Raw genomic sequence first — 23,979 nt, 5'->3', positions numbered from 1 at the left:
TTTTATTACATTTTAATATCTGAGAGAATAGAAAAAAGACCTTGTAATTCTACAAGGCCTGTTGCAAACTCCCTTTATTTTGTAGCAAGTACATATTGTAGTAAAGTCCTTGTTTACTAAGTAACTCTTGATGTGTTCCGCTTTCTACAATTTCCCCTTCATGCATAACAAATATTTGATCCGCATCTTGGATTGTAGACAATCTATGCGCAATCGCTATCGTTGTTCTACCTTTTCGCATTTGCTGCAATGCCGTTTGGATAGCCTCCTCTGTTTCTGTATCAATATTTGCCGTCGCTTCATCTAACACTAATACTTTCGGATTGGTTGCTATCGTTCTAGCAAAAGCAATTAATTGCCTTTGACCACTAGAAAATGCAGCTCCTCTTTCGACAACTTCTGTATCATACTGCTCTGGTAATTTTTCAATAAACGTATTCGCTTGCACAAACTTTGCCGCTTCCTCTATCTCTTCATCCGTAATCTCTTCATTATACATACGAATATTTTGCTTTACATTTCCAGCAAATAAAAATGCATCTTGCAGCACAAGACCAATTTTCTTTCGAATTTCTTGTTCTTCAAACTGCTCTAAATCTACTCCGTCTATTACAATATTTCCTGATTTAATATTGTAAAATCTCATTAATAAATTCATAATCGTACTCTTTCCGCTACCAGTATGCCCTACGAAAGCAACCGTTTGCCCTGGCTTTACGTGAAAAGATACATTTTTTAAAACATCACGCTTTCCATCATATGAAAAAGTAACATCTTTAAACTGAATTTCCCCGTTAGCTACTCGTGGCTGTTCACTCCCCATTTGAACAGGAGCTAAATCTTTATCATCCATTAAATGAAATACACGCGATGATGAAACAAGCGCTTGCTGGAAGAAAGATAGTTTCATCATCATCTCATTTACCGGCTGGAAGAAACGATGAATATAGTTAACGAAAGCATATAAAACCCCTACTTCAACAGGACTCTTTAAGGCATCGATTCCGAATAAACCAAGTACTAACGCAATTGCTACAATATGAACAAGATCTGTTGCTGGACGTAAAAGTAATGCATCTAATTTCAATGTACGACGTCCAGCACTAAAATGTTTATTGTTCACTTCTTCAAATTCTTTTCTCATCCGCTTTTCTTGCCGGAACACCTGAACAATATTCATACCTTGAATGGACTCATTTAACTTTGCATTTAATATACTCAGCTGATTACGTACCTCTAAATAAAAAGCTGCACTTTTCCGTTGATACAACACCATAATTGCAAACATTACCGGAATTAATATGAGCGAAAATAGCGCTAATTTTACATCTAATAAAAACATCGCTACTAAAATCCCTACTAAAAAGACTACATTTTTCACGAATGTTGATAGTACACTAACATAAAAATCCTTAATCGCTTCTGTATCATTCGTTATGCGAGATACGAGCGTACCAATCGGCGTACGATCAAAGAAGCTTAATGACAATTTTTGAACATGTTCATACACTTCAACTCGCATATCTTGGACAATCTTAAAAGCGATATTTTGAAAGTACAATAAGTCTAAATAAGTAAATAATACTTTTAATAAATGAGCAATAATATACACTACAAATAGGGTTACAAGTGCTGATTGTTCAAAGTTACCTGGCACTAAGTGTTCATCAAGAAATTGTTTAATTAAAAAAGGACCCATCATTTCAGTTACAGTTGCACCAACTAGAAATAAAAATGCTAACGCCAATAACCCTTTATAGGGCCTCATATAAGAAAGCAACCTTCTTAAATCACTCCGTTTTTTCTCAGCCATCATACGCCTCCTTTCTCTACTAATGCCTCTAACTGCTGGCTTTCGTACATTTCTTTATACCAACCATTTTCTTTCATTAATTGCTCATGTGTCCCTCGCTGCATAACCCTACCTTCATCAATAACAAGAATAAGATTTGCATGCTGAATAGCACTTAAACGATGGGCAGTAATAATCGTCGTTTTCTCTGCCCTTTCTCGTTTCAATGCAGTTAAAATAGTTTCTTCTGTTTTTGCATCTACGGCTGATAAACAATCATCTAATATTAAAATTTCAGCATTTGTTAATAATGCACGCGCAATAGAGATTCTCTGTTTTTGACCTCCTGATAGTGAAACGCCCCTTTCACCTACTACAGTGTCATACCCTTCTGGAAATTGAAATATATCATTATGAATACAAGCAATATCAGCAGCTCGGCTAATTTCTTTATATGTAGCATCGGCCTTTCCAAAAGCAATGTTCTCCCCAATACTCGCTGAAAATAAAAAGTGATCTTGCGGTACATATGAAATTGCAGAACGCACACCGTGAAGTGTTAAATCTCGAATATCCCGCTCCCCAACTTTTAATTCACCATTAAAATGATCATACTCTCGAATTAAACATTTTAATAACGTCGTCTTCCCTGCACCGGTACGCCCTACAACTCCTAATGTTTCACCTTTTCTTAAGTTAAAGTAAATATCTTTTAAGTTTAATAGTTCATTCTTTTTATAAGAAAACGAATCAACAGCAAACGAAACATCACCACTTGCTATAGTATTTATAGCATTGTCCCTATTCACTACATCTGAAGTTTGTGAAAGTATTTTCTCCACACGATCATACGAAGCACGTCCACGCTCCATAATATTAAATAGCCATCCAAACGCTAACATTGGCCATACAAGTGTCCCTAAGTACGTTGTAAATGTTACTAATTCCCCTACAGTTAATTCACCTCGTACAACTAATAATGATCCGTAACAAATTGCGATCAAAAATGAAAATCCGACAATTAGGGAAATCGTTGGATCGAATAACGAGTCAATACGTGCAACTAGCATATTTTTATGTACGACATCTTCAGATTTCTTCCGAAACGCTTGTAAATCCTCTTTCTCTTGTCCAAGTGAGCGAATTACCTTCATCCCACTCATACTTTCTTGTACTTTATCATTGATTTCAGAAAACGATTGCTGTGCCTTATGAAATCTTCTATGCAATAAAGTTCCATAATAATTTGTAGAAATAGCTACAATTGGCATCGGAATTAAACTTAATAACGTTAACTTCCAACTAATTGTAAATCCCATCGCTACGAGTACACATCCTCCAACAGCTAATGAATCAACGAGTGTTAAAACACCTGCCCCCGCAGTTTGCTGAATTGCCTGAATATCATTTGTCGCATGTGCCATCAAATCGCCTGTGCGACGTGATTGATAAAAAGATGGGCTCATCTTAGTAAAATGTTCATATAGATTCTTTCGCAGTTGACGAGCTAGTTTTAAAGAAGATCCAAAAATCATAATACGCCATAAGTAACGTAATATATACATCATAATTCCTACAACTACTAATAGAATAACCCCGTTCAACAATTTTTCAGACGTTAATGTTCCACTATTAATTTCATCTACTACAATCCCTAGTACTCTTGGCGCTACAAGTTCAAGAAGTGCGACACCAAATAACATAATAATTCCGATTATGTACGCTCGTTTTTCTTGCTTAAAAAACCAAGCTAAATTAAAAAACACTTTCATATTTATCCTCCTCCCTTAAAATGAGCGATGTTTTCAGTGTAACAAAAATACAGAATATTTGAAAGTTTTAAATATGTTTTATAACCAAAAGAAAAGGGCACTCGGTAAGAGTGCCCTTTGGCGCTTATTTCGTTTGTTGCTTGTTCATCGCGCTCATCATTTGATTGATTTTCTTTTGGGAAGGTTTTTGTCCCATTTGCATCATCATCATTTTTAACATTTGTTCGTTAATTGGTGGATTTTTTTGTAAGTAATTCATCATGTATTTGCGGGCAATGAAAAATCCTAACGCCACGCCTGCTACTAGTGCTACTACGCCCACTAGAATACCTAACCACATTGGCATATCTTTTCCTCCTTCATGTTGTCTACCTTACAGTGTACTAAAACCTTTTCAATAAGACAAGATACTATTCGACATTTTTTACACATATGTTCGTACTTGTTTGAGAGGATTTAACCAACCGTACTTTTTATTTTCATAATCCATCGCTAAAAATGTTAACTCACACTTTCTAAGCACCTCAAAGAAAGTTGTTTCCATGGATACATTTCCAGAAGTATTTATTCGAATATATTGTGGTTTCACCATTATTTCTCCGTATTCGGCTCCTGTATAAAGCGTATGAGTATGATTTGTTCTTTCATATTTACCAAGAACACGCAAAGCTTGTTCTAATTTATGATGAATTTTCATTACTTGTAACGGCATCGTAATATACGTCATTTGTTTATATAATACTTTCTTCTCCGAAAGGAACCCAGATTCTGAAAATCGAGCAAATAAATCAAAAAACAAATATTCACGACCAAAGTAAGCTTTCGCAATATCCTCTTGAATTAAATACAATTCATACGTTTTCATTTTTCCCCTCCCGATCTGGACAACCTTTTCCCTACATTATATAAGAGAAGATTTGCAATGATTGTCTGACTACGGAGAGAGAAAAAACTTTTCCTGTCGAAAAAACTCAATTACATAGAAAAATCTCCCCATGCTGGAGAGATTTTTCTAAAATCATTAAAGCATTTCTTTTACTTTACGAACAACGTTCTCTACAGTAAATCCATACTCTTCCATAATCTTCTCACCAGGAGCAGAAGCACCGAATGTGTCAATACCTAGTACATCTCCATCAAGACCTACATAACGGTGCCATCCCATTGTAGCACCCATTTCAATTGCGAAACGTTTCGTTACTGCTTTTGGTAGTACAGATTCTTTGTACTCAGCAGTTTGAGCTTCAAAGCGATCCATAGATGGCATGCTAACAACAGCTGCATCAACGCCGTCTGCTGCTAGAGCTTTTTGCGCTTCGATTGCTAAGCTTACTTCAGATCCAGTTGCAATTAAGATTACATCAGCAGTTTCTTTCTTGCTTGCAGAAACTACATATGCACCTTTTGCTACTTTTTCATAAGTATCGTCTTTTGCACCTTCTAATGTTGGAAGATCTTGACGAGTTAACACTAATGCAGTTGGTGTTTTTGTTGATTCTAGAGCTAGTCTCCAAGCTGCAACTGATTCGTTACCGTCTGCTGGACGAATAACAGAAACGTTTGGCATTGCACGAAGTGCTGCTAATTGTTCAACCGGCTCATGTGTTGGACCATCTTCACCAACAGCGATACTATCATGTGTGAATACATACGTTACAGGCAATTGCATTAATGCTGCAAGGCGAATTGCTGGACGTAAGTAGTCAGAGAATACGAAGAACGTACCACCGTAAGTTTTTAAACCGCCATGTAGTGCAATACCGTTCATTGCTGCACCCATCGCAAACTCACGAACACCGTACCAAATGTTTTTACCGCTGTAATCAGCTCTTGTGAAGTCTTTTTCGTTATTCATATATGTTTTGTTAGAACCAGCAAGGTCAGCTGATCCACCAAAGAATGATGGTACAGACTCTGCAATTGCATTAATTACAGCACCTGAAGAATTACGTGTTGCTGCTTTTGATCCTAATTCATAAGTTGGTAAGCTTTGTTCCCAACCTTCTGGAAGAAGACCGTTCATTGCTGCTTGCAGTTCGTTTGCTAATTCTGGATATGCTTGTGCATATTCACCGAGCATCGTGTTCCACGCAGCTTGCGTCGTTTCACCAACATCTTGTACTGTTTTACGGAAGTTGTCATATACTTCTTCTGCTACATGGAAGTCTTGTTCAGCAGTCCAAGCGTATGCTTCTTTCGTTAATTTTGTTTCGTCTACACCAAGTGGAGAACCATGTGAAGCTGATTTTCCTGATTTGTTTGGAGAACCGAAACCAATTGTCGTTCTTACTTCAATTAGCGTTGGGCGTTTTTCGTCAGCTTTCGCTTCTTCAATTGCTTTTGCGATTGCTTCAATATCGTTTCCATCCTCAACACGGATTACTTGCCACCCGTATGCTTTGTAACGATCTTCTACACTTTCAGAGAATGAACGATTTAAATCGCCATCTAATGAAATATCGTTTGAATCGTAAAGTACTACAAGACGACCTAATTGTAAATGAGCAGCTAATGAAGATGCTTCAGCAGAAACGCCTTCCATTAAATCTCCATCACCACAAATAGCGTATGTATGATGATCTACTACATTATACGCATCACGGTTGTATTTAGCCGCTAAATGTCTTTCAGCCATCGCCATACCAACAGCAGTTGCAATACCTTGTCCAAGTGGACCAGTTGTTGCGTCTACACCTGCTGTGTGACCGTACTCAGGATGTCCTGGAGTTTTGCTTCCCCATTGACGGAAGTTCTTTAAATCATCCATTGTTAAGTCATAACCAGATAGATGAAGTAGGCTGTATAGTAACATTGAACCATGACCTGCAGATAATACGAAACGATCGCGGTTAAACCACGTTGGGTTATTTGGATTGTGTTTCATAAATTGAGTCCATAATGTATAAGCCATTGGTGCTGCACCCATTGGCATTCCTGGGTGACCAGAGTTTGCTTTTTCAATCGCATCAATGGATAATGTGCGAATCGTGTTGATAGAAAGTTGTTCGATTGAATGTGACATGCTATTCTTCCCTTCGCGTATGTTAGTAAACGTTTTATACATTTATATGATAGCTTCCCACGCAAGATTATACAACATGTATCGACAAATATGTTGATGTTTTTTTGATTTTTCATAAAAAATACAGTGATTCAGGGAATGTATGGGCATTCAATATGACATACTTTTTAATTGTTTTTATTTTAAAAATAAAGATAATTATCTGTATATTTATACACATATACTAATTTCTGATATATCTCTTTTTTGATAACCTTTAAAAATACAAAAAAGCATCTGAATTAGATGCTTTTAAAACAAATTAAATAATCCGCTTACGAATAGAACTTGAAATAAAATCAATTATAATTACCATTAAAATGATACCTAATAAAATAATTCCCACACGAGACCAATTACGTGAACTAAGTGCAAAAATTAATGGCGTACCAATACCACCTGCTCCAATAACACCTAAAATCGCAGCGGATCGTACATTAATTTCAAACCTGTATAACGTATACGATAGAAAATCCGGTAACACTTGTGGTAATACGGCATACCAAAGTATTTGAAACCGATTTGCACCCGTTGCTATTAACGCTTCCGTCGGTCCCTTATCTATATTTTCAATTCCTTCCGAATATAGTTTCCCTAACATTCCGATAGAGTGTAACCCTAAAGCTAGAACTCCGGCAAAAGAGCCTGGACCAACAGCTTTTATAAATAAAAGAGCCATAACTAATTCAGGAAATGTACGAACAAAACTAAGTACAAATTTCCCAGTTCCTGAAGTTAATTTTCCACTACTCATATTCGTTGCCGCCCAAAAAGCAAATGGAACAGATAAAAAAGCAGAAATAAATGTACCTAATATCGCAATTGCCAACGTATCAATTAAACCGTGTAATAAATCTTCACCATCTGGCAAAGATACATACGACCAATCTGGGTTCAATACGCCTGTCATAATGGCTTTTGTAATTTCTCCCGCCGTATTCTTTATTCCCTCTAACGGGACTCCTGAAAAGGCCCATACATATACAACTGTAAGTGCTATAAAAATAATCCAGCGATTTACACTCAGTTTCTTCGGTTTTGGTATGATTATCATCGTTTTACTCATTATAATTTCTCCCGCAACAATGTACTTATATAATCAATTAGCAATACAACAACAAGGGTATAAATAATAATAGAAGCAGTTTGTTGATATTGTAAAAATCCAAGTGTACGATCATAATATAATCCAATCCCACCTGCTCCTACTAAACCTAGAACAGCTGCTGCACGTACATTCACCTCAAATGTATAAAGTACATAGGAGACGAAGTGCGCTTTCACTTGCGGAATGACCCCATAAACTATCCATTGCACCTTATTCGCTCCTACAGCTGTCATTGCTTCTAATGGACCTGGATCAATTGATTCAATTGACTCATACAATAATTTCGCTACGAGTCCAACGGAGAAACAAGTAAGAGCCAAAATACCTGGAAGTGGTCCTATTCCAAAAATCGCTACAAAAATAGCCGCTAATAATAAATCTGGTATTGTTCGTATAAAATTTAAAATCAATCGAGCTGGACTGTACAAAAATACACTAGTAAATACATTACTTGCCGCAAATAGTGCAAGTGGAATGGCTAAAATCGCCCCTAAAGTCGTTCCAATAATCGCCATACGTATTGTATCTAACATTGCTGTTGTAATAATTTGAAAATAACTCCAATCTGGTGGCACCATTTCCTTCAATAAATCCATCATATTCGGAAAACCAACTACTAGTTTTGAAAATGATGCGTCGACCTGTACACTACTACCCCACAACAGTAAAATAACTAAAATAACCGTTAACATATGTTTCAATTTACTCGGCGGCTTCGGTATCGATTTCGAATATATCTTCACTTCATTCATTTAGCTGCCACCTCTAATAATGCGCTTTTCTGAGCTACGTCCCCATAAATTTCAGCGAATTTTTCATCCGTTGCCTCTTCTACTAATCCATCAAAAACAATTTCACCAGCATGTAATCCAATAATACGAGTAGCATATTGCCTCGCTAAATCAATAGAATGTAAGTTTACAATTGTCGTAATTCCAAAATCTTCATTAATTTTCTTCAAATCATCCATTACTTGCTTTGTTGTCAGAGGATCTAACGAAGCAACAGGCTCATCTGCCAATATGATTTTCGCTTCTTGTGCCAATGCTCTAGCAATTGATACACGTTGCTGTTGTCCCCCTGATAATTCATCAGCTCGTGCATATGCTTTTTCTGAGATATTCACTCTATTCAGCGCCTGGAATGCAAGCTCCACATCCTCTTTCGGAAACAGACCTAACGTTGTACGCAATGTAGAATGATATCCAACCCGCCCAGCTAATACATTCTTCAGTACCGTTGATCGCTTCACAAGGTTAAAGCTTTGAAAAATCATACCAATATCTCGGCGCATGCGTCGTAATCCTTTTCCTTTTGCAGCAGTAATAGACTCCCCTTCAATAATGATTTCTCCTTCTGTGATCTCATGAAGGCGATTTACCGATCTGAGAAGTGTAGATTTTCCAGCCCCGGATAGCCCGACCATTACAACAAACTCACCTTTTTGAATTTTCAAGTTTATATTATTCAATCCTTTTGTACCATTCGGATACACTTTGGAAACATTTCGAAACTCTATCACACATCTTACCTACCTTCTATGTATTATCAATAACTGAAAAACGGCAAACTAACTGAAATCACACACTTTCCAGTTAGTCGCCATTTCCATATGTATTATTGCGTTTTCACTTTCTTTCCATATTCACGAACGATATCAAATTTACTATCATCAGATTTAACGTATCCTTCATGTGAGTATACTTCTTTAATGATTTTGTGCCCTTCCTCATTCTTTCCTATTTCAATGAAAGCATCCTGTAATTTCTTGCTCCACTCTGCATCTAAATCAGAACGTACAGAAATCGTATCGTTTGGAATTTTCTCCGTAAATTTTACTATTTTCGTTTGATCGAATATATTCGGATAATCTTTTTTTACAATATTGCGAGCATCTTGGAATACAACAGCTGCATCTACATCACCATTTAAAAGAGCAATAAGTGACTGATCATGACCTTTTAATGTAACAGGTTTCACATCCTTTAGCGGATCGATTCCCTCTTTTAACAATACAGCCGCAGGCCATACATAACCCGCTGATGATGTTACATCTTGATAGCCAATTTTTTTACCTTTTAAATCTTTTACACTATTAATATTAGAATCTTTCTTAACAACAAACTCTGATTTATAAACATCTACTAAATCCTTTGTGGGAGCTCCAGTTTCATCATCTACCCCAAAACGTTGCGCCTGTAAAATTACGTTTGCAGCCTTTTTCTCATGCGCTAACACATACGCTGTTGGAGGTAAAAAACCTACATCTACTTGCTTAGATGCCATCGCTTCTACAATTGTATTGTAATTCGTTGAAATACTAACTTTTACCGGAATGTTTAATTTATCACTTAATAGCTTTTCCAATGGTTTTGCCTTCGCCTCTAACGTATCTGCATTTTGAGAAGGAACAAATTGAACATTTAGCGTCTTCGGTACATAACCTTTTTTCGTATCTTCATTTTTACTTGCACTTGATTCCTTCGTTCCACATCCACTTAATAATCCCGCTGCTAGTACAACTGTTGTGCTCATTGCAAAAACTTTTTTCAACATGTTAATGCCTCCATTTTTCGTTGTTATAAAATAACCTTCCATAAACATGAAGAAATATATCACATATTTTTACAAATAATTTCTTATTTACAGAATCTTTATACATTCTATACATTCACATTAAAATTCTTTTCATATATTTGATATGATTAATTGAAAGATAACAATAGAAAAGGTGAATGGCGTTGAATCAAAATCAAATTGTAACTTTAAATATTTTATTAACAAGCGATGTACATGGTACTGTGTATCCAATTCACTACCAAGATAACTCCAAAGCAGAAATTGGTTTAGCTAAAATTTCTACTCTCATAAAAAAAGAACGTTCTCAAAATGCAAACGTTCTTCTGATTGATAACGGGGACTTCATTCAAGGAACACCATTTACTTATCATTACGCTACATACGAAAAAGATATGGAAAACCCAATGTCCTTATTAGCCAACTACTTAGAGTATGACATTGCAATTATCGGAAATCATGAATTTAATTACGGAATGGATATATTAAATAATGCTGTGACTACTGCAAATTCCCCTTATCTATCAGCAAACATTTTAGATAAAAACAGAAAAGAACCTTATTTCGGGAAACCATATATAATAAAACATATTGAATCAAATATAAAAATTGCTATTTTAGGGGTGACAACGCATTACATCCCCCATTGGGAACAAGCACATCATATTAAAGATTTACAATTTGAAGATGCATTTGAAACAACAAAAAAATGGGTTTCTTACATCCGTAAACATGAAAAACCAGATTTACTAGTCGTAGCCTATCACGGGGGATTTGAACGTGATTTACAAACCGGAGTACCGACTGAAGTTTTAACAGGTGAAAACCAAGGATATGCAATGTGCCATGAAATTGAAGGCATAGATATTTTACTAACAGGCCACCAACACCGAGAAATCGCTCACACCGTGATTAATGGTGTAACAATTTTACAGACCGGATGCAATGGACACTCAGTTGGAAAAGTAACAGTAACATTCGAAAAAGCAGAACAAAAATGGGTGAAAAAAGAGAGTTATTCAGAGTTATTGCCTGTACAAGGAATTGTGGCAGACCAAGATGTTCTTTCCTTGGTTGCCAATTATGAAGAAAAAACACAAAATTGGCTTGATAAACCTATTGGAATAATTTATGGGGATATGCAAATTTCCGATGCTATGCAAACACGTTTGCAAGACCATCCTTTTATTGAATTCATAAATAAAATACAGATGGATATAGCTAATGTTTCAATTTCTTGTACAAGTTTGTTTCATAATACATCTCCAGGTTTCCCGAAACATGTAACAATGCGTGACATCGTTTCTAATTATATTTATCCAAATACATTAAAAGTAATTAGAATAACCGGAGCGGATATAAAAGATGCTCTCGAACTCTCTGCTTCTTATTTCACATTAAAAGCAGATGGAACCATCATCGTAAACCCTACCTATATAGAACCAAAACCACAACACTATAATTACGATATGTGGGAAGGGATTTCGTATGTATTAAACATTTCAAAACCAATTGGAGAGAGAGTAGAGTCTTTGCAGTATAAAGGCGCTCCTCTTAATATGAATGAAGAATATGACGTTGTTATGAATAATTATCGTGCAAGCGGTGGCGGGAACTTCTTTATGTTTCAAAATAAACCAGTAGTAAAAGACATACCAACAGATATGTCTGAACTTATCGCTAACTATATATTGAAGCATAAAAGGATAGAAGCAACAAAAAATGAAAACTGGAAAGTTATTAAATAACAATTTTAACAAATAAAAAAAGATGGGCTATGCCCATCTTTTAATTTAATTTTGCATTATCCTGCTTTTTTAAAGCTTTTAATTTCGCCGGTGTAACGTCCGTGCCTTCTTCGTTAACGACTTTAATTCCTTTTAATTCGTTTAACATATTTTGACGAAATCCTTTTAAATATTGTTCACGAAGCGATTGGCGCTCACGTTGTTCTTCTTCAGTTAAGCCTTCAGCTTTTGCTTTTTTCGCTAAGAAGTTAATGCGTTCAATGAGTTCTTGACTTGGCATCTCGAATCCCCCTTCTACTCAAAACTGATTATTATCATACAATAGTTAGTCCTCTTTATCAAGCAATTGCTTTGTATATTCTACATACCTTCGATGTACAGTTGCTTTTGAAACATCATGACCAAAACCACGAAGTGTTGCTGCAATTTCTTCAAAAGTTAATTCATTCCGGCGCAAACGTACAATTTCCTCAATTGGCACTTCTTTTTTCTCACGTCCTACGCTTAAATGACGATTTTTTAAATTATTTTCTGGACGAAATCCTTTCTCCACTGCTCTTTGCATGCCACGTTTAATTTTTAAATTGTGGATCTTTCTTTGATACTCTTCAACGATCCCAATTATATTTAGCACCATCGAATCAGAATCTGAAAGCTGTAATTCACCACTATGCGTGTGCGTATAAACTTTTATCCCCTCTTTATGTAAACAATGCATTAATGCAATCTTTGCATTTCCTCTACCAAGACGCGTTTCATCTTGTATAAGTAGTACATCAACTTGTTCATCTCGAATTGTATCTAGCACTTCTAATATGCCATCACGTTCAATTGTATAACCGCTAGCCTGCTCCTCAATTACCTTTGTAACATCCATTTGATAGCGCTCAGCTAAATGCAATAATTCATCTTTTTGACGCAATAATGATGTTTCCTGTTCTTCTTTTGTTGTGCTCACACGTGCATAAATAATTGCATTCATTTTGAACCCTTCTTTCTCACTATATTTTCCTTATAGTGTATCATAAATTTGCCTTTCGTTCGAACTTATGTTTGTAGAATGTTTTTTCGCATGTTATACTTAATAATAAGAAAAATGAAAGAAAACGAGGTGTTAGAAAACATGGAAAAGTTAACGAAACGCCAGCAAGACATTCTCGACTTTATTAAGCTAAAAGTACAAGAAAAAGGATATCCACCTTCCGTACGTGAAATCGGTCAAGCAGTCGGCCTTGCTTCTAGTTCTACAGTGCACGGACATTTATCACGACTAGAAGAAAAGGGATATATTCGACGCGATCCAACAAAACCACGCGCAATTGAAATTTTAGGTGACAACCGAACGGAAACACAATCTGTTATTCAAGTTCCAATCATCGGAAAAGTTACTGCCGGTTTACCGATTACAGCAGTCGAAAGTGTAGAAGATCACTTCCCACTTCCAGCTAGTATCGTTGCTGGAGCAGATCAAGTGTTTATGTTACGCATTTCTGGAGATAGCATGATTGAAGCCGGTATCTTTGATGGTGATTTAGTTGTTGTTCGCCAACAACAGTCTGCATACAACGGTGAAATTGTAGTTGCTTTAACAGAAGATAACGAAGCAACTGTTAAACGTTTCTATAAAGAAAAAGATCATTTCCGTCTACAACCGGAAAACTCTTCACTAGAACCTATTATTTTAAAACAAGTGTCAGTTATTGGAAAAGTAATTGGCGTATATCGTGATTTACATTAAAAATAATAAAAAGAAGATAATTCCCTTATTTATATAGGGAATTATCTTCTTTTTATATTTTGATAGATTTCCGTTCATTCAAAAGAATGCGTTTCATTAATTATTAACGCGTTTCAATAGTAACATCTCCAGCAGCGGTTTTACCGCTAATCTTTTTACTACCATTACCAATCGTTATATTTTTATTGTCTTCATTAAAAATTGTCACGTCTCCAGCAGCAGTTTGCCCAGTTATAACTGCATCTTGTGGTTTTTCCAATAAAGTAATATCTACATCTCCAGCAGTTGAACTTACCTCTAAATCATATTTAGAATCATGATCAATAATATCTATATCCCCACTAGCCGTTTTTGCTGTTACTTTCCCTATTACTTTTTTAAAATTCACCTCACCAGCTTTTGTAGACCCCTCCACACTCTTTGCTGTTACATGTTTCAAATCCACTTCTCCGGCGAGTGTTTCAACACTTACGCGGTCACTTTTCACATTACTTATTTCTATTTGTCCAGCGGATGAATTTACTTTTATCTCTTGATAAGAACGTTCAGGTACTAATATAGTCAATGTAGGCGTTTGAAATCCGAAATTGTAAAATGAAAAATCAAATGAAACACCTTTTTCTATTTCCCCTATGATTTTTAATGTATCACCATCTTCAGCAATACGAATCTCCTGTTTACTTACGTCTCCTTTTTGCTTTACATAAAAAGAGGAATCAGGAGATTTTTGGACAACAATATCTCCTGCATCTAACTTAACTTCTACATTTTTTAGCGTTTCGTTTTTAATTACGTCCTCTTTATCTCCTTTTTCTGCAGTTTGTACTGCTTTTTCATATGTTTGTGAAATCCCTATTACTCCAATAATGATACAAGCGATAGCTACTAATAATATCTTTTTCATCATCTACTCCCCTTTTATCATTTTGAAGTTCCAGACTACATAGCGTACACATAATCTTTTAAACCACTTCGTACTATAATAAGCTACAATACATAACAACAAACCTACTCCGACAAACGTTATACTAACGAAAAGGTCCAACCATATAAAAGTGCCCATAAATACTTTTACAATAACGAAAAATGGTGTCACTACACTAGCAATCCCACCGACCCAAAAGGAAAATATAAAAGCTATAATTGCAACTAAAGGGCCTAACACAATAATAAAATTAAACAAACTAAGTCCAACCGCTGCCATGACAGCTCTTGTCACATTTGAAGTCGACGGATCTTTTTTCATTTCATCAAATCGATACATCGCAAGTAAGTCTTTCGCAATTACTTTCGGAGAGCCAAGTCCCTTTATTATTTCTGATTCAGTTTTCCCCTCTTCCATCCCAAACTGAAAGTGCTCTTCATAATCAAATAAAATATCTTGCCGCTCTTCTTCTGGTAACTTTCTAAGATGACTTGATAATTCTTTAAGAAACTGCTCTTTACTCATCCCATTCCACCCCTTCAATAATTTCTTGAACACCTTTAGCAAAATCACGCCACTCTGTTACTAATAAAGTAAGTTGCATCTCTCCTTGCTCTGTTAGTTGATAATATTTACGGGGCGGTCCTTCCGTGGATTCTTTTAAATACGTTTGAAAATATCCCTCTTTCGTTAAACGACGTAATAACGGATATACAGAACCTTCCGATATTAAAAATTTATTAGAGATTTGCTGAACAAGTTCATATCCATAACAATCCTTACGTTTTACAAGTGCCAATACACACAGTTCTAACACTCCTTTTTTAAACTGAACGTTCAAGGACAATCCCCCTTTCTCATTTTAGTACTGTTCAATAAACGGTAGCTATTTTATCCATAATATACCACTCAGTACTGTTTATTGCAAGGTACTATATTTTTCAATACTTAATTTTCGAATTAAATACATCCACACCATATTTCAACTTCCACATTTTCATTCATAGCTAGCACGCATTTTAAATAATCCACATGACTTTTTGCGGGCACCCATCCAATTCATTTCACAAGCCTTTATATTTGCCCATAAATAAAAAAAGCCCTGATACCGTAGTATCAAGGCTTTTTTCTCTCTTAGTATAGAGACATATATTGATCGCGTTCCCATTGATGAACTTGCGTGCGGAAAATATCCCACTCAATTTCTTTTGCTTCAATGAAGTGCTCAAGTAAATGATCACCTAATGCGCCACATACGATTTCATTAGATTGTAAAGTAACTAACGCTTGCGCTAATGTTGCTGGTAAGTCAACGATACCTGCTTCTTCACGCTCTTCTTTTGTCATTACGTAGATGTTACGGTCTACTGCAGCTGGTGGAGTTAATTTATTTTTAATTCCATCAAGACCTGCTGCTAATAATGTAGCCATTACTAAATACGGGTTTGCAGCTGGGTCAACACTACGTACTTCTACGCGTGTGCTAATACCACGAGATGCAGGGATACGCACTAATGGACTACGGTTTTGTGCAGACCATGCTACGTAACATGGAGCTTCATATCCAGGTACTAAACGCTTGTAAGAGTTTACAGTTGGGTTTGCTACCGCTGTAAATGCTGGCGCATGTTTTAAAATACCTGCGATGAAGTGACGAGCATCATCACTTAATTGTAAATCACCGTTTTGATCGAAGAATACGTTCGCACCATTTTTAAATAGTGATAAGTTACAGTGCATACCTGAACCGTTCACACCGTATAATGGTTTCGGCATAAATGTTGCGTGTAAACCATGTTTACGAGCAATCGTTCTTACAACAAGCTTGAATGTTTGAATGTCATCACATGAGCGAATTGCATTTGCATATTTAAAGTCAATTTCATGTTGACCTGGCGCAACCTCATGGTGAGATGCTTCAATTTCAAAGCCCATTTCTTCAAGTTCAAGAACGATATCACGACGACAGTTTTCCCCTAGATCCATCGGCGCAAGGTCGAAGTATCCACCGTTATCGTTCAATTCCAGTGTTGGATTTCCTTTTTCATCAACTTTAAATAGGAAGAATTCTGGCTCTGGTCCAAGATTGAAATCTGAGAATCCTAATGCTTCCATTTCTTTTAACACACGCTTTAAGTTGTTACGTGGGTCGCCATCAAATGGAGTACCATCAGCATTGTAAATATCACAGATTAAACGAGCTACTTTACCTTTTTCAGCTGTCCAAGGGAAAATTACCCAAGTATCTAAATCCGGATATAAATACATATCAGATTCTTCAATACGTACGAAACCTTCAATAGAAGATCCATCAAACATCATTTTGTTATCAAGAGCTTTTGTTAATTGGCTCACTGGAATTTCTACGTTTTTAATTACCCCTAAAAGGTCCGTAAATTGCAGACGGATATACTTTACATTCTCTTCTTTCGCCAAACGGAAAATATCTTCTTTTGTGTACCTAGCCATTATAAATTCCTCCTTAGTCCCTCTAAACACCTTCAGAATCAGTTATCTTTAGTGAAAAAACCTTGAAATGTCACCTTGTCGCAATGAGGTCCGATTAAATCTACCTGTATGTTGTAGTTCATCTCGAAGAATTTTGCGAAGCTCGGATTTTGAAATTTCTTTCGTTTCTTCTTTTACTTTCACTGCTTCTGTTTGATTTTCTTTCATTTGCAATACTTGTTTAATTCCGGCCATATTTAAGCCTTGATCTAACAAATCTTTAATTTCCAACAATTTATCTACATCGTTAAATGAAAATAATCTACGATTCCCTTTTGTACGGGTTGGAAAAATAAGATTATGCTCTTCATAGTAGCGAATTTGACGTGCAGATAATTGTGTTAAATCCATTACAATACCAATTGGAAACAGCGGAGCAGAACGTCTATCTTCTTTCATTGTTTCAGTTCCTCCTTCGCCTTAACTGTTTCTCATTTTATACCATGTTATGTTTAGTGTCAATAGATGTTAGCTTTTCTTACATGATTTTTTTGTAAATTTTTTCGTTTTTTTTCTAATGGTACAAATCATTACTTTAACACGAAAAAAGCTGCCGAAATCGACAGCTTTCCTTTAAGAAATTGTTAATAGTTTTTTTTCAATTAACGCATCAATCGCAGAACAAATCGCAATCTTTACATGCGAATAAGTTAACCCACCTTGCACGTAAGCAACATAAGGCGGACGAATCGGACCATCAGCCGACAGCTCAATACTTGCACCTTGAATAAACGTCCCCGCAGCCATAATTACATCATCTTCATAACCCGGCATATAGTTTGCATATGGAGTGAAATGAGAATTAATTGGAGATGCATATTGAATCGCTTGACAGAACGCAATCATACGATCTTTATCATCAAATTGAACAGACTGAATTAAATCTGTTCTTGGTGCATTCCAAGCTGGTGATGTATTCATCCCTAACTTTTCTAAAAATGCAGCTGTAAAAATCGCACCTTTTAGCGCTTGTCCCGCTACATGCGGCGCTAAGAAGAAACCTTGATACATTTCTTGCAAACTGTATAAAGATGCCCCTGCTTCCGCACCGATTCCTGGAGATGTTAGACGATATGCACACGCTTCAACATACTGCTCTTTACCAACAATGTAACCACCAGTTTTAACAATTCCACCGCCAGGATTCTTAATAAGAGAGCCTGCCATTAAGTCCGCACCAACATGACATGGCTCTTCTTCTTCAATAAATTCGCCATAGCAGTTATCTACAAATACAACAACATCAGGTTTAATCTCTTTCACAAACACAATCATCTCTTTAATTTGTGAAACAGTAAACGATGGACGAGTAGCATATCCTTTTGAACGCTGAATACCAATCATCTTCGTATTACTATGGATCGCAGCTGCAACAGCTTCAAAGTCCACAAATCCCTCTTCAGTTAACGGAACTGCGTTATAACCAATATTATATTCTTTAAATGAGCCTACACCTTTTCCGCGTACACCAACGATTTCTTCTAACGTATCATATGGTTTTCCTGTTATGTATAGCAGTTCATCTCCTGGACGTAAAATACCGAATAGAGCTGTCGAAATTGCGTGAGTACCTGAAATAATTTGCGGACGAACAAGACCCGCTTCTGCCCCAAATACATCAGCATATACTTTTTCTAACGTGTCACGACCAATATCATCATAACCATAACCTGTCGTCGGAATAAAATGCGAATCGCTAATTTTGTGTTTACGAAAACTTTCTAATACACGAAATTGGTTACTCTCAATCACCTCATCCACACGTTTATGTACTTCTGTAATTTGACTTTCTACTTCTTTTACGATTGGAGCAATTTTTTCTCCATTTTTCAAACGATCAAACATTATTTTCTCCTTCTTCCACTAAAAATCTCTTTAATTGCCCCTTAAGCGATGAATGAGCAAATATATACCCTGTACAATCATATACAAATTTATCTTCTAGAAACTCCATTTTAGTTAATATTGTTTCTGTCTTTAAAAGCGTTAATAACCTACCTTCACTCGGAGGGATTTCCACTTGATAATCATCCATTTCTTCCTTCATCTTCGTTTCTAGCGCTTCTTTTATACGCAATAAATCACTTTCTTCAAAAGCACTAGTCATTAAGAAATCACTTTTCGGAAATGGAATGAAGTTTTGATGCAATTTATCTTTTTTATTATATAACGTAATAATAGGAATACGATTAATTTCAAGGTCCGACAATAATTGTTTTACTGTCTGCTCATGCCCTACATAATTAGGATCTGCAGAATCAACAACATGTAAAATAACATCCGCTTCCCCAGCTTCTTCTAACGTAGATCGAAAAGCAGCAATTAGTGACGTAGGTAAATCTTGTATAAAACCAACCGTATCAGTCAAAAGCACTGTATAACCAGAAGGTAACGGCATCTTTCTTGTCGTCGGATCTAGCGTTGCAAACAATAAGTTTTCTTCAAACGTATCAGCTTCCGTTAATCTATTAAACAACGTAGATTTTCCTGCATTTGTATACCCAATTAACGCAACTTGAAACACTTTATTATCTTTTCTTCTCTCACGATATCTCTTTCGATGCTCCACAACAACCGCAAGTTGTCTCTTTATTTCATCAATACGAGATCGAATATGACGACGATCTGTCTCAAGCTTCGTCTCTCCTGGTCCCCTTGTACCAATTCCACCACCAAGACGTGATAAAGCAAGACCTTGTCCCATAAGGCGCGGCATTGTATATTGCAATTGAGCTAATTCTACTTGAAGCTTACCCTCTCTCGATTTCGCACGTTGCGCAAAAATATCTAGTATTAACTGCGTTCGGTCAATCACTCTCGCATCTAATACTGAAGATAAATTCCGAATTTGACTTGGTGTTAACTCATTATTAAAAACAATAACAGCTGGTTCTAATTCTTCCGTCAACGCTGCAAGCTCTTCTAGTTTACCTTTTCCTATATAAGTCGCCGGATGAAACTTCGGGCGCTTTTGCGTCGTTGATACTAACACTTCCGCTCGCGCAGTTTTCGCTAGCGATGCAAGCTCTTTCATGGAATGCATAAATTTTTCATCATCATCTTGTGGCAATTGACAGCCAACTAATATGATTTTTTCTTTTTCTTCCATCAAATATGTTCACTCATCCTTTTCGAAATTTAAACCTTCTAATATAATAGCAGAGGAAGCACATTTCATCTAGTTAGCGGGGGAGAAAATTCATGGCATGGGAGATTTTTAGCATCATAGGCACAATCGCTTTCGCACTAAGCGGAGCCATTGTTGCAATGGAAGAGGATTATGATATTTTCGGGGTATATATTTTAGGAATGGCAACCGCATTTGGGGGAGGTGCCCTTCGTAATTTATTAATCGGTTATCCAATCGTCGCGTTTTGGCAACAAGACATGTTATTCCAAATCGCACTATTATCAATGACAATCATTTTTCTTTTTCCTAATAAATTAATTAAGCATTGGAAAAAGTGGGAAAACATCACAGATGCCATCGGCTTATCAGCGTTCGCCGTACAAGGAGCTCTATACGCCCAAAAATTAAATTTACCAATTAGCGCTACAATTGTAGCTGCTGTTTTAACTGGCATTGGCGGCGGTATTATTCGTGATCTTTTAGCACGTAGAAAACCTCTCGTCCTTCGAGCTGATGTATATGCGTTTTGGACGATTTTAGCCGGTTTTTTGATTGGCGCTAAAGTCATCGTTAGCGATTGGGCTCTATACACCTTATTCATTTTAATTGTTTGCTTCCGCATGGTTTCTATTCATTACAAATGGCATTTACCACATAGACGCATCGATACAAAGGAGCGCTCAATGCATAAATAGCAATCTAACCTCTTTACATATCGTAAAGAGGTTTTTCTTTTCTAACGAGTTTTTCTTTACATAATGTTTATACTAATTTTTAAAGCGAGGTGAATGCAAATGACAAACCATGTTAATAAAGGAGCTCAAAAAAGCTCAGTAAACCAATTTGGACATGATCCAAATTCAGCGCACGAAAAGAGCGCTAAAATGGAAAGTCTTCATAAAACTCACCAAGAAAAAGCAAAAAAAGAGTAAACGAACTTATGCATAAAAACAGACGCACAGTTTACGTACTGTGCGTCTCCTCTTCAAGCATTAAATCCATACTTGATATCCCAATTAAATCATATTTATCATACGTATCCTCTTGTAACAATCGCATAGCTTGTGTACGAATCGATTTTTCAACAATATTCCGTACGTATCGCCCATTACTAAACGATGTAATTTGCGACGAATACTTTACCGCATGTAAATGATCTCGAAATTTCCACTCCGCTTCTTTAGATAACTGATATTCACGCTCCTCATACATTCTCTTTCCAATTTCCAACAGCTGATTTACCGAGTAATCCGCAAATTCAATAATAAACGGAAAACGAGATTGTAACCCTGGATTTAATGAAAGAAAATGATTCATCTCTCTTGAATATCCAGCTAAAATTAATACAAAACCGTGCTGCTTATCTTCCATATGCTTCACAAGTGTATCAATAGCTTCCTTCCCAAAATCCTTCTCTCCCCCCCGCGCTAAAGAATACGCCTCATCAATAAACAAAATACCTCCCATGGCCTTTTTTATTAAATCTCTCGTCTTTTGCGCTGTATGACCGATATACTCCCCCACAAGATCAGCACGTTCCGCTTCAACTAAATGCCCCTTCGATAAAATATTCATCTCAAACAACAATTTCCCTATCATTCTAGCAACGGTTGTCTTCCCAGTACCGGGATTCCCCCTAAATAACATGTGAAGCACTTGCTTCTCAGATTTCAACCCCATCTCTTGTCTTTTTTTATTTACATAAATCCAAGCATAAATTTCTTTTATTATCTTTTTTATTTCATCCATCCCAACAAGCTTTCCCATCTCTTCTTCAATTCTCTGCAACATCTCATGTTTAGTAGTGGTTTCACTTGAAATTACCGTTTTATTTTCTGATGCCGGTAACGAAATTTTCTTTCGATGGTTTAATACAATATTAATTTGATTGTTATTTTTCTTACGCATCGATTGTTCCATACAATCACCTCATTTTATCCACTCACCAAATATTATTATTCCAGTCCCTCTTGCAAATGCCTATTTTCAGAAAAGTTTGCTATAATATAAGAAATAATCAAGGTGGTGGGACTATGGAAACAACGGAATTCCATGATACAATACAAGCCTTTTCTATTTTTTTATTGAATAAAGGCCGAAAGTCTTCAACCATTAAACGTTATGTTTATGACATTGAAGATTTTGGACATTGGTTAGAAAAAAACAAAAAGCTCCCTTCCAGTAATATATGGGCAACACTTTGTACAAAAGACTATGAAGATTACTTTTCAGACTTAAAAAAGAATCGACACTACTCTGAGAAAACAATGCATCGTGTATTTATTGTATTAAATAGAATGCATCATTTTCTTAACATTCCAAATCCATTGAATGATATGGAAATTACTATTCAACCAAACCGTGCATTGCGTAATGAAGATTTCATTTCATCCGATGAAGAAAAAAGATTAAAGCATATAGTCACTTCATTAGAAGGACTTTCAGAAAAACAACGTCCCGTTCGTCCGTTATTAATGGATCGTAATATCGCCATTTTAAGTATATTAATCGACTACGGACTATCCTTACAAGAGCTTACAGCATTAACTATGCATCACGTTCATTTTGAAACTAATACACTTTCTATTCCAGCAACCGCAGGAGTAGAAAGAACAATCACATTAGCAATCGAAGACAAAAAACAACTGTACACATATTATAAAAGTATTCCAGAACCAGTTCGTCCTAAATACCATAGTAATGACCCGTTGTTTGTTGCATTCGATTTTAACCGCGGAACATACAGATGGGTATACGAAAACGATGCACCAAAAGCACTAACAGAAATCGCTATCCAAAAAATGATCCGACTTGAAGTAGCAAGAGCGAATTTACGTAAAGGCATTTCTGGACAACATTTCCGGAACACATTTATTTTACGCCTAATAAAAAAACAAACCCCAGAGCCAGAGATCATAAAATTAGTTGGCTTCAAATCAAAAATTTCACTAAAGCGATATTATCAATATGCTGAAAATAAAAAAAACGCCCTATAATAAGGCGTTTTTTTATTTTTTTCTCAAAACAATCAATTTCACTATGACCATTTAGCTATTCCCTGCATCTACTATGATGAGTTTCGTTCACATTCTTATTAGAAAGGAGAGATTTAATGTCTCGCTTTAACGACAATCAAAATAAACACTCCAATCCCTGCTTTCCAACTAGCGCTGGACGAATTCCAACTACCCCAACAATTCCAATTACTAAAGCGCAAATTAGGACATTCCGTGCAATCATTAACGATTTAATAAAAATAATCCCTAAACTTTTCGCCAATCCATCTCCCAAAAACATTGAGGATCTAATAGATACATTGCACCTACTAAGCAAATTCATCTGTTCACTAGACACTACTTCCGCTCTGAAAGCACAAGGATTAGCCATCATTAAAAACTTAATAACTATATTAAAAAATCCAACCTTCGTAGCAAGTGCTGTATTTGTTGAACTTCAAATTTTAATTAATTATTTACTTTACATTACAAAGTTATTCCGAATTGATCCTTGTACACTCCAAGAACTCCTTAAATTAATTGCAGAGTTACAAACTACTCTAGTTAATTCAGCTTCGTTCGGCAGAGGACCTACTGGACCTACTGGTCCTAGAGGTAACACGG

The 23,979-nt window shown here is 36.1% G+C and carries 25 protein-coding genes; 6 read left to right on the top strand and 19 right to left on the bottom strand.

The window, feature by feature from the left end; genetic code table 11:
- Window positions 1–49: 49 nt before the first annotated feature.
- From B5P42_RS20465 to B5P42_RS20425, 9 genes are all read right to left on the bottom strand, one after another.
- Window positions 50–1,813, bottom strand: a complete 1,764-nt coding sequence (locus tag B5P42_RS20465) for an ABC transporter ATP-binding protein (protein WP_044443688.1) — start codon at window positions 1,811–1,813, stop codon at window positions 50–52.
- Window positions 1,813–3,564, bottom strand: a complete 1,752-nt coding sequence (locus tag B5P42_RS20460; RefSeq protein WP_113735065.1) for an ABC transporter transmembrane domain-containing protein — start codon at window positions 3,562–3,564, stop codon at window positions 1,813–1,815. Before B5P42_RS20460 ends, B5P42_RS20465 begins: the two co-directional genes overlap by 1 nt.
- A gap of 124 nt (window positions 3,565–3,688) precedes the next feature.
- Window positions 3,689–3,910 carry a YneF family protein gene (locus B5P42_RS20455; RefSeq protein WP_001132292.1) on the bottom strand — a complete coding sequence of 74 codons (222 nt, stop codon included), beginning with the start codon at window positions 3,908–3,910 and terminating at the stop codon, window positions 3,689–3,691.
- Window positions 3,911–3,988: 78 nt separating this feature from the next.
- Window positions 3,989–4,429, bottom strand: coding sequence for a sporulation inhibitor of replication protein SirA (gene sirA / locus B5P42_RS20450; protein WP_002014415.1), 441 nt, complete (start codon window positions 4,427–4,429; stop codon window positions 3,989–3,991).
- A gap of 156 nt (window positions 4,430–4,585) precedes the next feature.
- Window positions 4,586–6,586 (bottom strand): transketolase, encoded by a 2,001-nt coding sequence (gene tkt, locus B5P42_RS20445; protein ID WP_016092115.1) that lies wholly within the window; start codon window positions 6,584–6,586, stop codon window positions 4,586–4,588.
- 301 nt (window positions 6,587–6,887) lie between these two features.
- Window positions 6,888–7,691, bottom strand: coding sequence for a phosphonate ABC transporter, permease protein PhnE (gene phnE, locus B5P42_RS20440; protein ID WP_002014419.1), 804 nt, complete (start codon window positions 7,689–7,691; stop codon window positions 6,888–6,890).
- Window positions 7,691–8,485, bottom strand: coding sequence for a phosphonate ABC transporter, permease protein PhnE (gene phnE / locus B5P42_RS20435; RefSeq protein WP_113735064.1), 795 nt, complete (start codon window positions 8,483–8,485; stop codon window positions 7,691–7,693). Before phnE (B5P42_RS20435) ends, phnE (B5P42_RS20440) begins: the two co-directional genes overlap by 1 nt.
- On the bottom strand, window positions 8,482–9,255 hold the full coding sequence (gene phnC / locus B5P42_RS20430; protein WP_002033479.1) for a phosphonate ABC transporter ATP-binding protein: 774 nt from the start codon (window positions 9,253–9,255) through the stop codon (window positions 8,482–8,484). The genes phnE (B5P42_RS20435) and phnC overlap by 4 nt, the downstream gene beginning before the upstream one ends.
- 95 nt (window positions 9,256–9,350) lie before the next feature.
- Entirely contained in the window at window positions 9,351–10,289 is a 939-nt protein-coding gene (locus tag B5P42_RS20425) for a phosphate/phosphite/phosphonate ABC transporter substrate-binding protein (RefSeq protein ID WP_002137777.1), read from the bottom strand.
- 185 nt (window positions 10,290–10,474) lie between these two features.
- Here B5P42_RS20425 and B5P42_RS20420 point away from each other — a divergent pair, with 185 nt between their 5' ends.
- A complete protein-coding gene (locus tag B5P42_RS20420) occupies window positions 10,475–12,058 on the top strand; it encodes a bifunctional metallophosphatase/5'-nucleotidase (RefSeq protein WP_044443696.1) in 1,584 nt (527 codons plus the stop codon).
- A gap of 40 nt (window positions 12,059–12,098) precedes the next feature.
- Here B5P42_RS20420 and B5P42_RS20415 read toward each other — a convergent pair whose 3' ends face one another.
- Both B5P42_RS20415 and B5P42_RS20410 read right to left on the bottom strand, forming a co-directional pair.
- Window positions 12,099–12,338 (bottom strand): DUF896 domain-containing protein, encoded by a 240-nt coding sequence (locus B5P42_RS20415; RefSeq protein ID WP_002014431.1) that lies wholly within the window; start codon window positions 12,336–12,338, stop codon window positions 12,099–12,101.
- A gap of 45 nt (window positions 12,339–12,383) precedes the next feature.
- Entirely contained in the window at window positions 12,384–13,040 is a 657-nt protein-coding gene (locus B5P42_RS20410; protein WP_002128580.1) for a YneB family resolvase-like protein, read from the bottom strand.
- 141 nt (window positions 13,041–13,181) lie between these two features.
- Here B5P42_RS20410 and lexA point away from each other — a divergent pair, with 141 nt between their 5' ends.
- Window positions 13,182–13,796: a transcriptional repressor LexA gene (lexA, locus tag B5P42_RS20405; protein ID WP_002087894.1), complete on the top strand. Its 615-nt coding sequence runs from the start codon at window positions 13,182–13,184 to the stop codon at window positions 13,794–13,796.
- 103 nt (window positions 13,797–13,899) lie between these two features.
- Here the strand turns inward: lexA and B5P42_RS20400 are convergent, their stop codons facing one another.
- The 7 genes from B5P42_RS20400 to hflX form a co-directional block, all read right to left on the bottom strand.
- A complete protein-coding gene (locus B5P42_RS20400; protein WP_002014437.1) occupies window positions 13,900–14,703 on the bottom strand; it encodes a DUF4097 family beta strand repeat-containing protein in 804 nt (267 codons plus the stop codon).
- Entirely contained in the window at window positions 14,704–15,246 is a 543-nt protein-coding gene (locus B5P42_RS20395) for a DUF1700 domain-containing protein (protein ID WP_002128581.1), read from the bottom strand.
- Entirely contained in the window at window positions 15,239–15,562 is a 324-nt protein-coding gene (locus B5P42_RS20390) for a PadR family transcriptional regulator (protein ID WP_002066545.1), read from the bottom strand. The genes B5P42_RS20395 and B5P42_RS20390 overlap by 8 nt, the downstream gene beginning before the upstream one ends.
- Window positions 15,563–15,855: 293 nt before the next feature.
- On the bottom strand, window positions 15,856–17,190 hold the full coding sequence (gene glnA / locus B5P42_RS20385; protein WP_113735063.1) for a type I glutamate--ammonia ligase: 1,335 nt from the start codon (window positions 17,188–17,190) through the stop codon (window positions 15,856–15,858).
- Window positions 17,191–17,238: 48 nt separating this feature from the next.
- On the bottom strand, window positions 17,239–17,628 hold the full coding sequence (glnR, locus tag B5P42_RS20380) for a transcriptional repressor GlnR (RefSeq protein ID WP_002014475.1): 390 nt from the start codon (window positions 17,626–17,628) through the stop codon (window positions 17,239–17,241).
- A 174-nt stretch (window positions 17,629–17,802) separates the two neighbouring features.
- Window positions 17,803–19,074 (bottom strand): methionine gamma-lyase family protein, encoded by a 1,272-nt coding sequence (locus B5P42_RS20375; RefSeq protein WP_113735062.1) that lies wholly within the window; start codon window positions 19,072–19,074, stop codon window positions 17,803–17,805.
- A complete protein-coding gene (gene hflX, locus B5P42_RS20370; RefSeq protein ID WP_002069969.1) occupies window positions 19,067–20,338 on the bottom strand; it encodes a GTPase HflX in 1,272 nt (423 codons plus the stop codon). Before hflX ends, B5P42_RS20375 begins: the two co-directional genes overlap by 8 nt.
- A gap of 92 nt (window positions 20,339–20,430) precedes the next feature.
- Between hflX and B5P42_RS20365 the strand changes: the two genes are divergently transcribed.
- Both B5P42_RS20365 and B5P42_RS32095 read left to right on the top strand, forming a co-directional pair.
- Complete coding sequence (locus B5P42_RS20365; protein WP_002014478.1) at window positions 20,431–21,054, top strand: trimeric intracellular cation channel family protein; 624 nt, start codon at window positions 20,431–20,433, stop codon at window positions 21,052–21,054.
- A gap of 99 nt (window positions 21,055–21,153) precedes the next feature.
- Window positions 21,154–21,291, top strand: a complete 138-nt coding sequence (locus tag B5P42_RS32095; RefSeq protein WP_181458816.1) for a hypothetical protein — start codon at window positions 21,154–21,156, stop codon at window positions 21,289–21,291.
- 31 nt (window positions 21,292–21,322) lie between these two features.
- Here B5P42_RS32095 and spoVK read toward each other — a convergent pair whose 3' ends face one another.
- Window positions 21,323–22,279, bottom strand: coding sequence for a stage V sporulation protein K (gene spoVK / locus B5P42_RS20360; protein ID WP_002014481.1), 957 nt, complete (start codon window positions 22,277–22,279; stop codon window positions 21,323–21,325).
- A gap of 113 nt (window positions 22,280–22,392) precedes the next feature.
- Between spoVK and B5P42_RS20355 the strand changes: the two genes are divergently transcribed.
- Entirely contained in the window at window positions 22,393–23,355 is a 963-nt protein-coding gene (locus B5P42_RS20355; RefSeq protein ID WP_002128613.1) for a tyrosine-type recombinase/integrase, read from the top strand.
- A gap of 116 nt (window positions 23,356–23,471) precedes the next feature.
- Window positions 23,472–23,979, top strand: a 508-nt coding sequence (locus B5P42_RS20350) for a collagen-like repeat preface domain-containing protein (protein WP_142674055.1), incomplete at its 3' end; no start/stop codon positions are given.

This window comes from Bacillus sp. SRB_331, assembly GCF_003264175.1.
Lineage (GTDB): Bacteria > Bacillota > Bacilli > Bacillales > Bacillaceae_G > Bacillus_A > Bacillus_A mycoides.
The sequence above is the reverse complement of the archived record's forward strand: the minus strand, read 5'-3'. Positions and strand labels throughout refer to the sequence as shown.

What these genes read in the sequence shown, in the direction of transcription:
- B5P42_RS20465 (WP_044443688.1), bottom strand. Translation starts at nt 1,813, where the DNA reads ATGGCTGAGAAAAAACGGAGTGATTTAAGAAGGTTGCTTTCTTATATG.
- B5P42_RS20460 (WP_113735065.1), bottom strand. Translation starts at nt 3,564, where the DNA reads ATGAAAGTGTTTTTTAATTTAGCTTGGTTTTTTAAGCAAGAAAAACGA.
- B5P42_RS20455 (WP_001132292.1), bottom strand. Translation starts at nt 3,910, where the DNA reads ATGCCAATGTGGTTAGGTATTCTAGTGGGCGTAGTAGCACTAGTAGCA.
- sirA (WP_002014415.1), bottom strand. Translation starts at nt 4,429, where the DNA reads ATGAAAACGTATGAATTGTATTTAATTCAAGAGGATATTGCGAAAGCT.
- tkt (WP_016092115.1), bottom strand. Translation starts at nt 6,586, where the DNA reads ATGTCACATTCAATCGAACAACTTTCTATCAACACGATTCGCACATTA.
- phnE (WP_002014419.1), bottom strand. Translation starts at nt 7,691, where the DNA reads ATGAGTAAAACGATGATAATCATACCAAAACCGAAGAAACTGAGTGTA.
- phnE (WP_113735064.1), bottom strand. Translation starts at nt 8,485, where the DNA reads ATGAATGAAGTGAAGATATATTCGAAATCGATACCGAAGCCGCCGAGT.
- B5P42_RS20425 (WP_002137777.1), bottom strand. Translation starts at nt 10,289, where the DNA reads ATGTTGAAAAAAGTTTTTGCAATGAGCACAACAGTTGTACTAGCAGCG.
- B5P42_RS20415 (WP_002014431.1), bottom strand. Translation starts at nt 12,338, where the DNA reads ATGCCAAGTCAAGAACTCATTGAACGCATTAACTTCTTAGCGAAAAAA.
- B5P42_RS20410 (WP_002128580.1), bottom strand. Translation starts at nt 13,040, where the DNA reads ATGAATGCAATTATTTATGCACGTGTGAGCACAACAAAAGAAGAACAG.
- lexA (WP_002087894.1), top strand. Translation starts at nt 13,182, where the DNA reads ATGGAAAAGTTAACGAAACGCCAGCAAGACATTCTCGACTTTATTAAG.
- B5P42_RS20400 (WP_002014437.1), bottom strand. Translation starts at nt 14,703, where the DNA reads ATGATGAAAAAGATATTATTAGTAGCTATCGCTTGTATCATTATTGGA.
- B5P42_RS20395 (WP_002128581.1), bottom strand. Translation starts at nt 15,246, where the DNA reads ATGAGTAAAGAGCAGTTTCTTAAAGAATTATCAAGTCATCTTAGAAAG.
- glnA (WP_113735063.1), bottom strand. Translation starts at nt 17,190, where the DNA reads ATGGCTAGGTACACAAAAGAAGATATTTTCCGTTTGGCGAAAGAAGAG.
- glnR (WP_002014475.1), bottom strand. Translation starts at nt 17,628, where the DNA reads ATGAAAGAAGATAGACGTTCTGCTCCGCTGTTTCCAATTGGTATTGTA.
- B5P42_RS20375 (WP_113735062.1), bottom strand. Translation starts at nt 19,074, where the DNA reads ATGTTTGATCGTTTGAAAAATGGAGAAAAAATTGCTCCAATCGTAAAA.
- hflX (WP_002069969.1), bottom strand. Translation starts at nt 20,338, where the DNA reads ATGGAAGAAAAAGAAAAAATCATATTAGTTGGCTGTCAATTGCCACAA.
- B5P42_RS20365 (WP_002014478.1), top strand. Translation starts at nt 20,431, where the DNA reads ATGGCATGGGAGATTTTTAGCATCATAGGCACAATCGCTTTCGCACTA.
- B5P42_RS32095 (WP_181458816.1), top strand. Translation starts at nt 21,154, where the DNA reads ATGACAAACCATGTTAATAAAGGAGCTCAAAAAAGCTCAGTAAACCAA.
- spoVK (WP_002014481.1), bottom strand. Translation starts at nt 22,279, where the DNA reads ATGGAACAATCGATGCGTAAGAAAAATAACAATCAAATTAATATTGTA.
- B5P42_RS20355 (WP_002128613.1), top strand. Translation starts at nt 22,393, where the DNA reads ATGGAAACAACGGAATTCCATGATACAATACAAGCCTTTTCTATTTTT.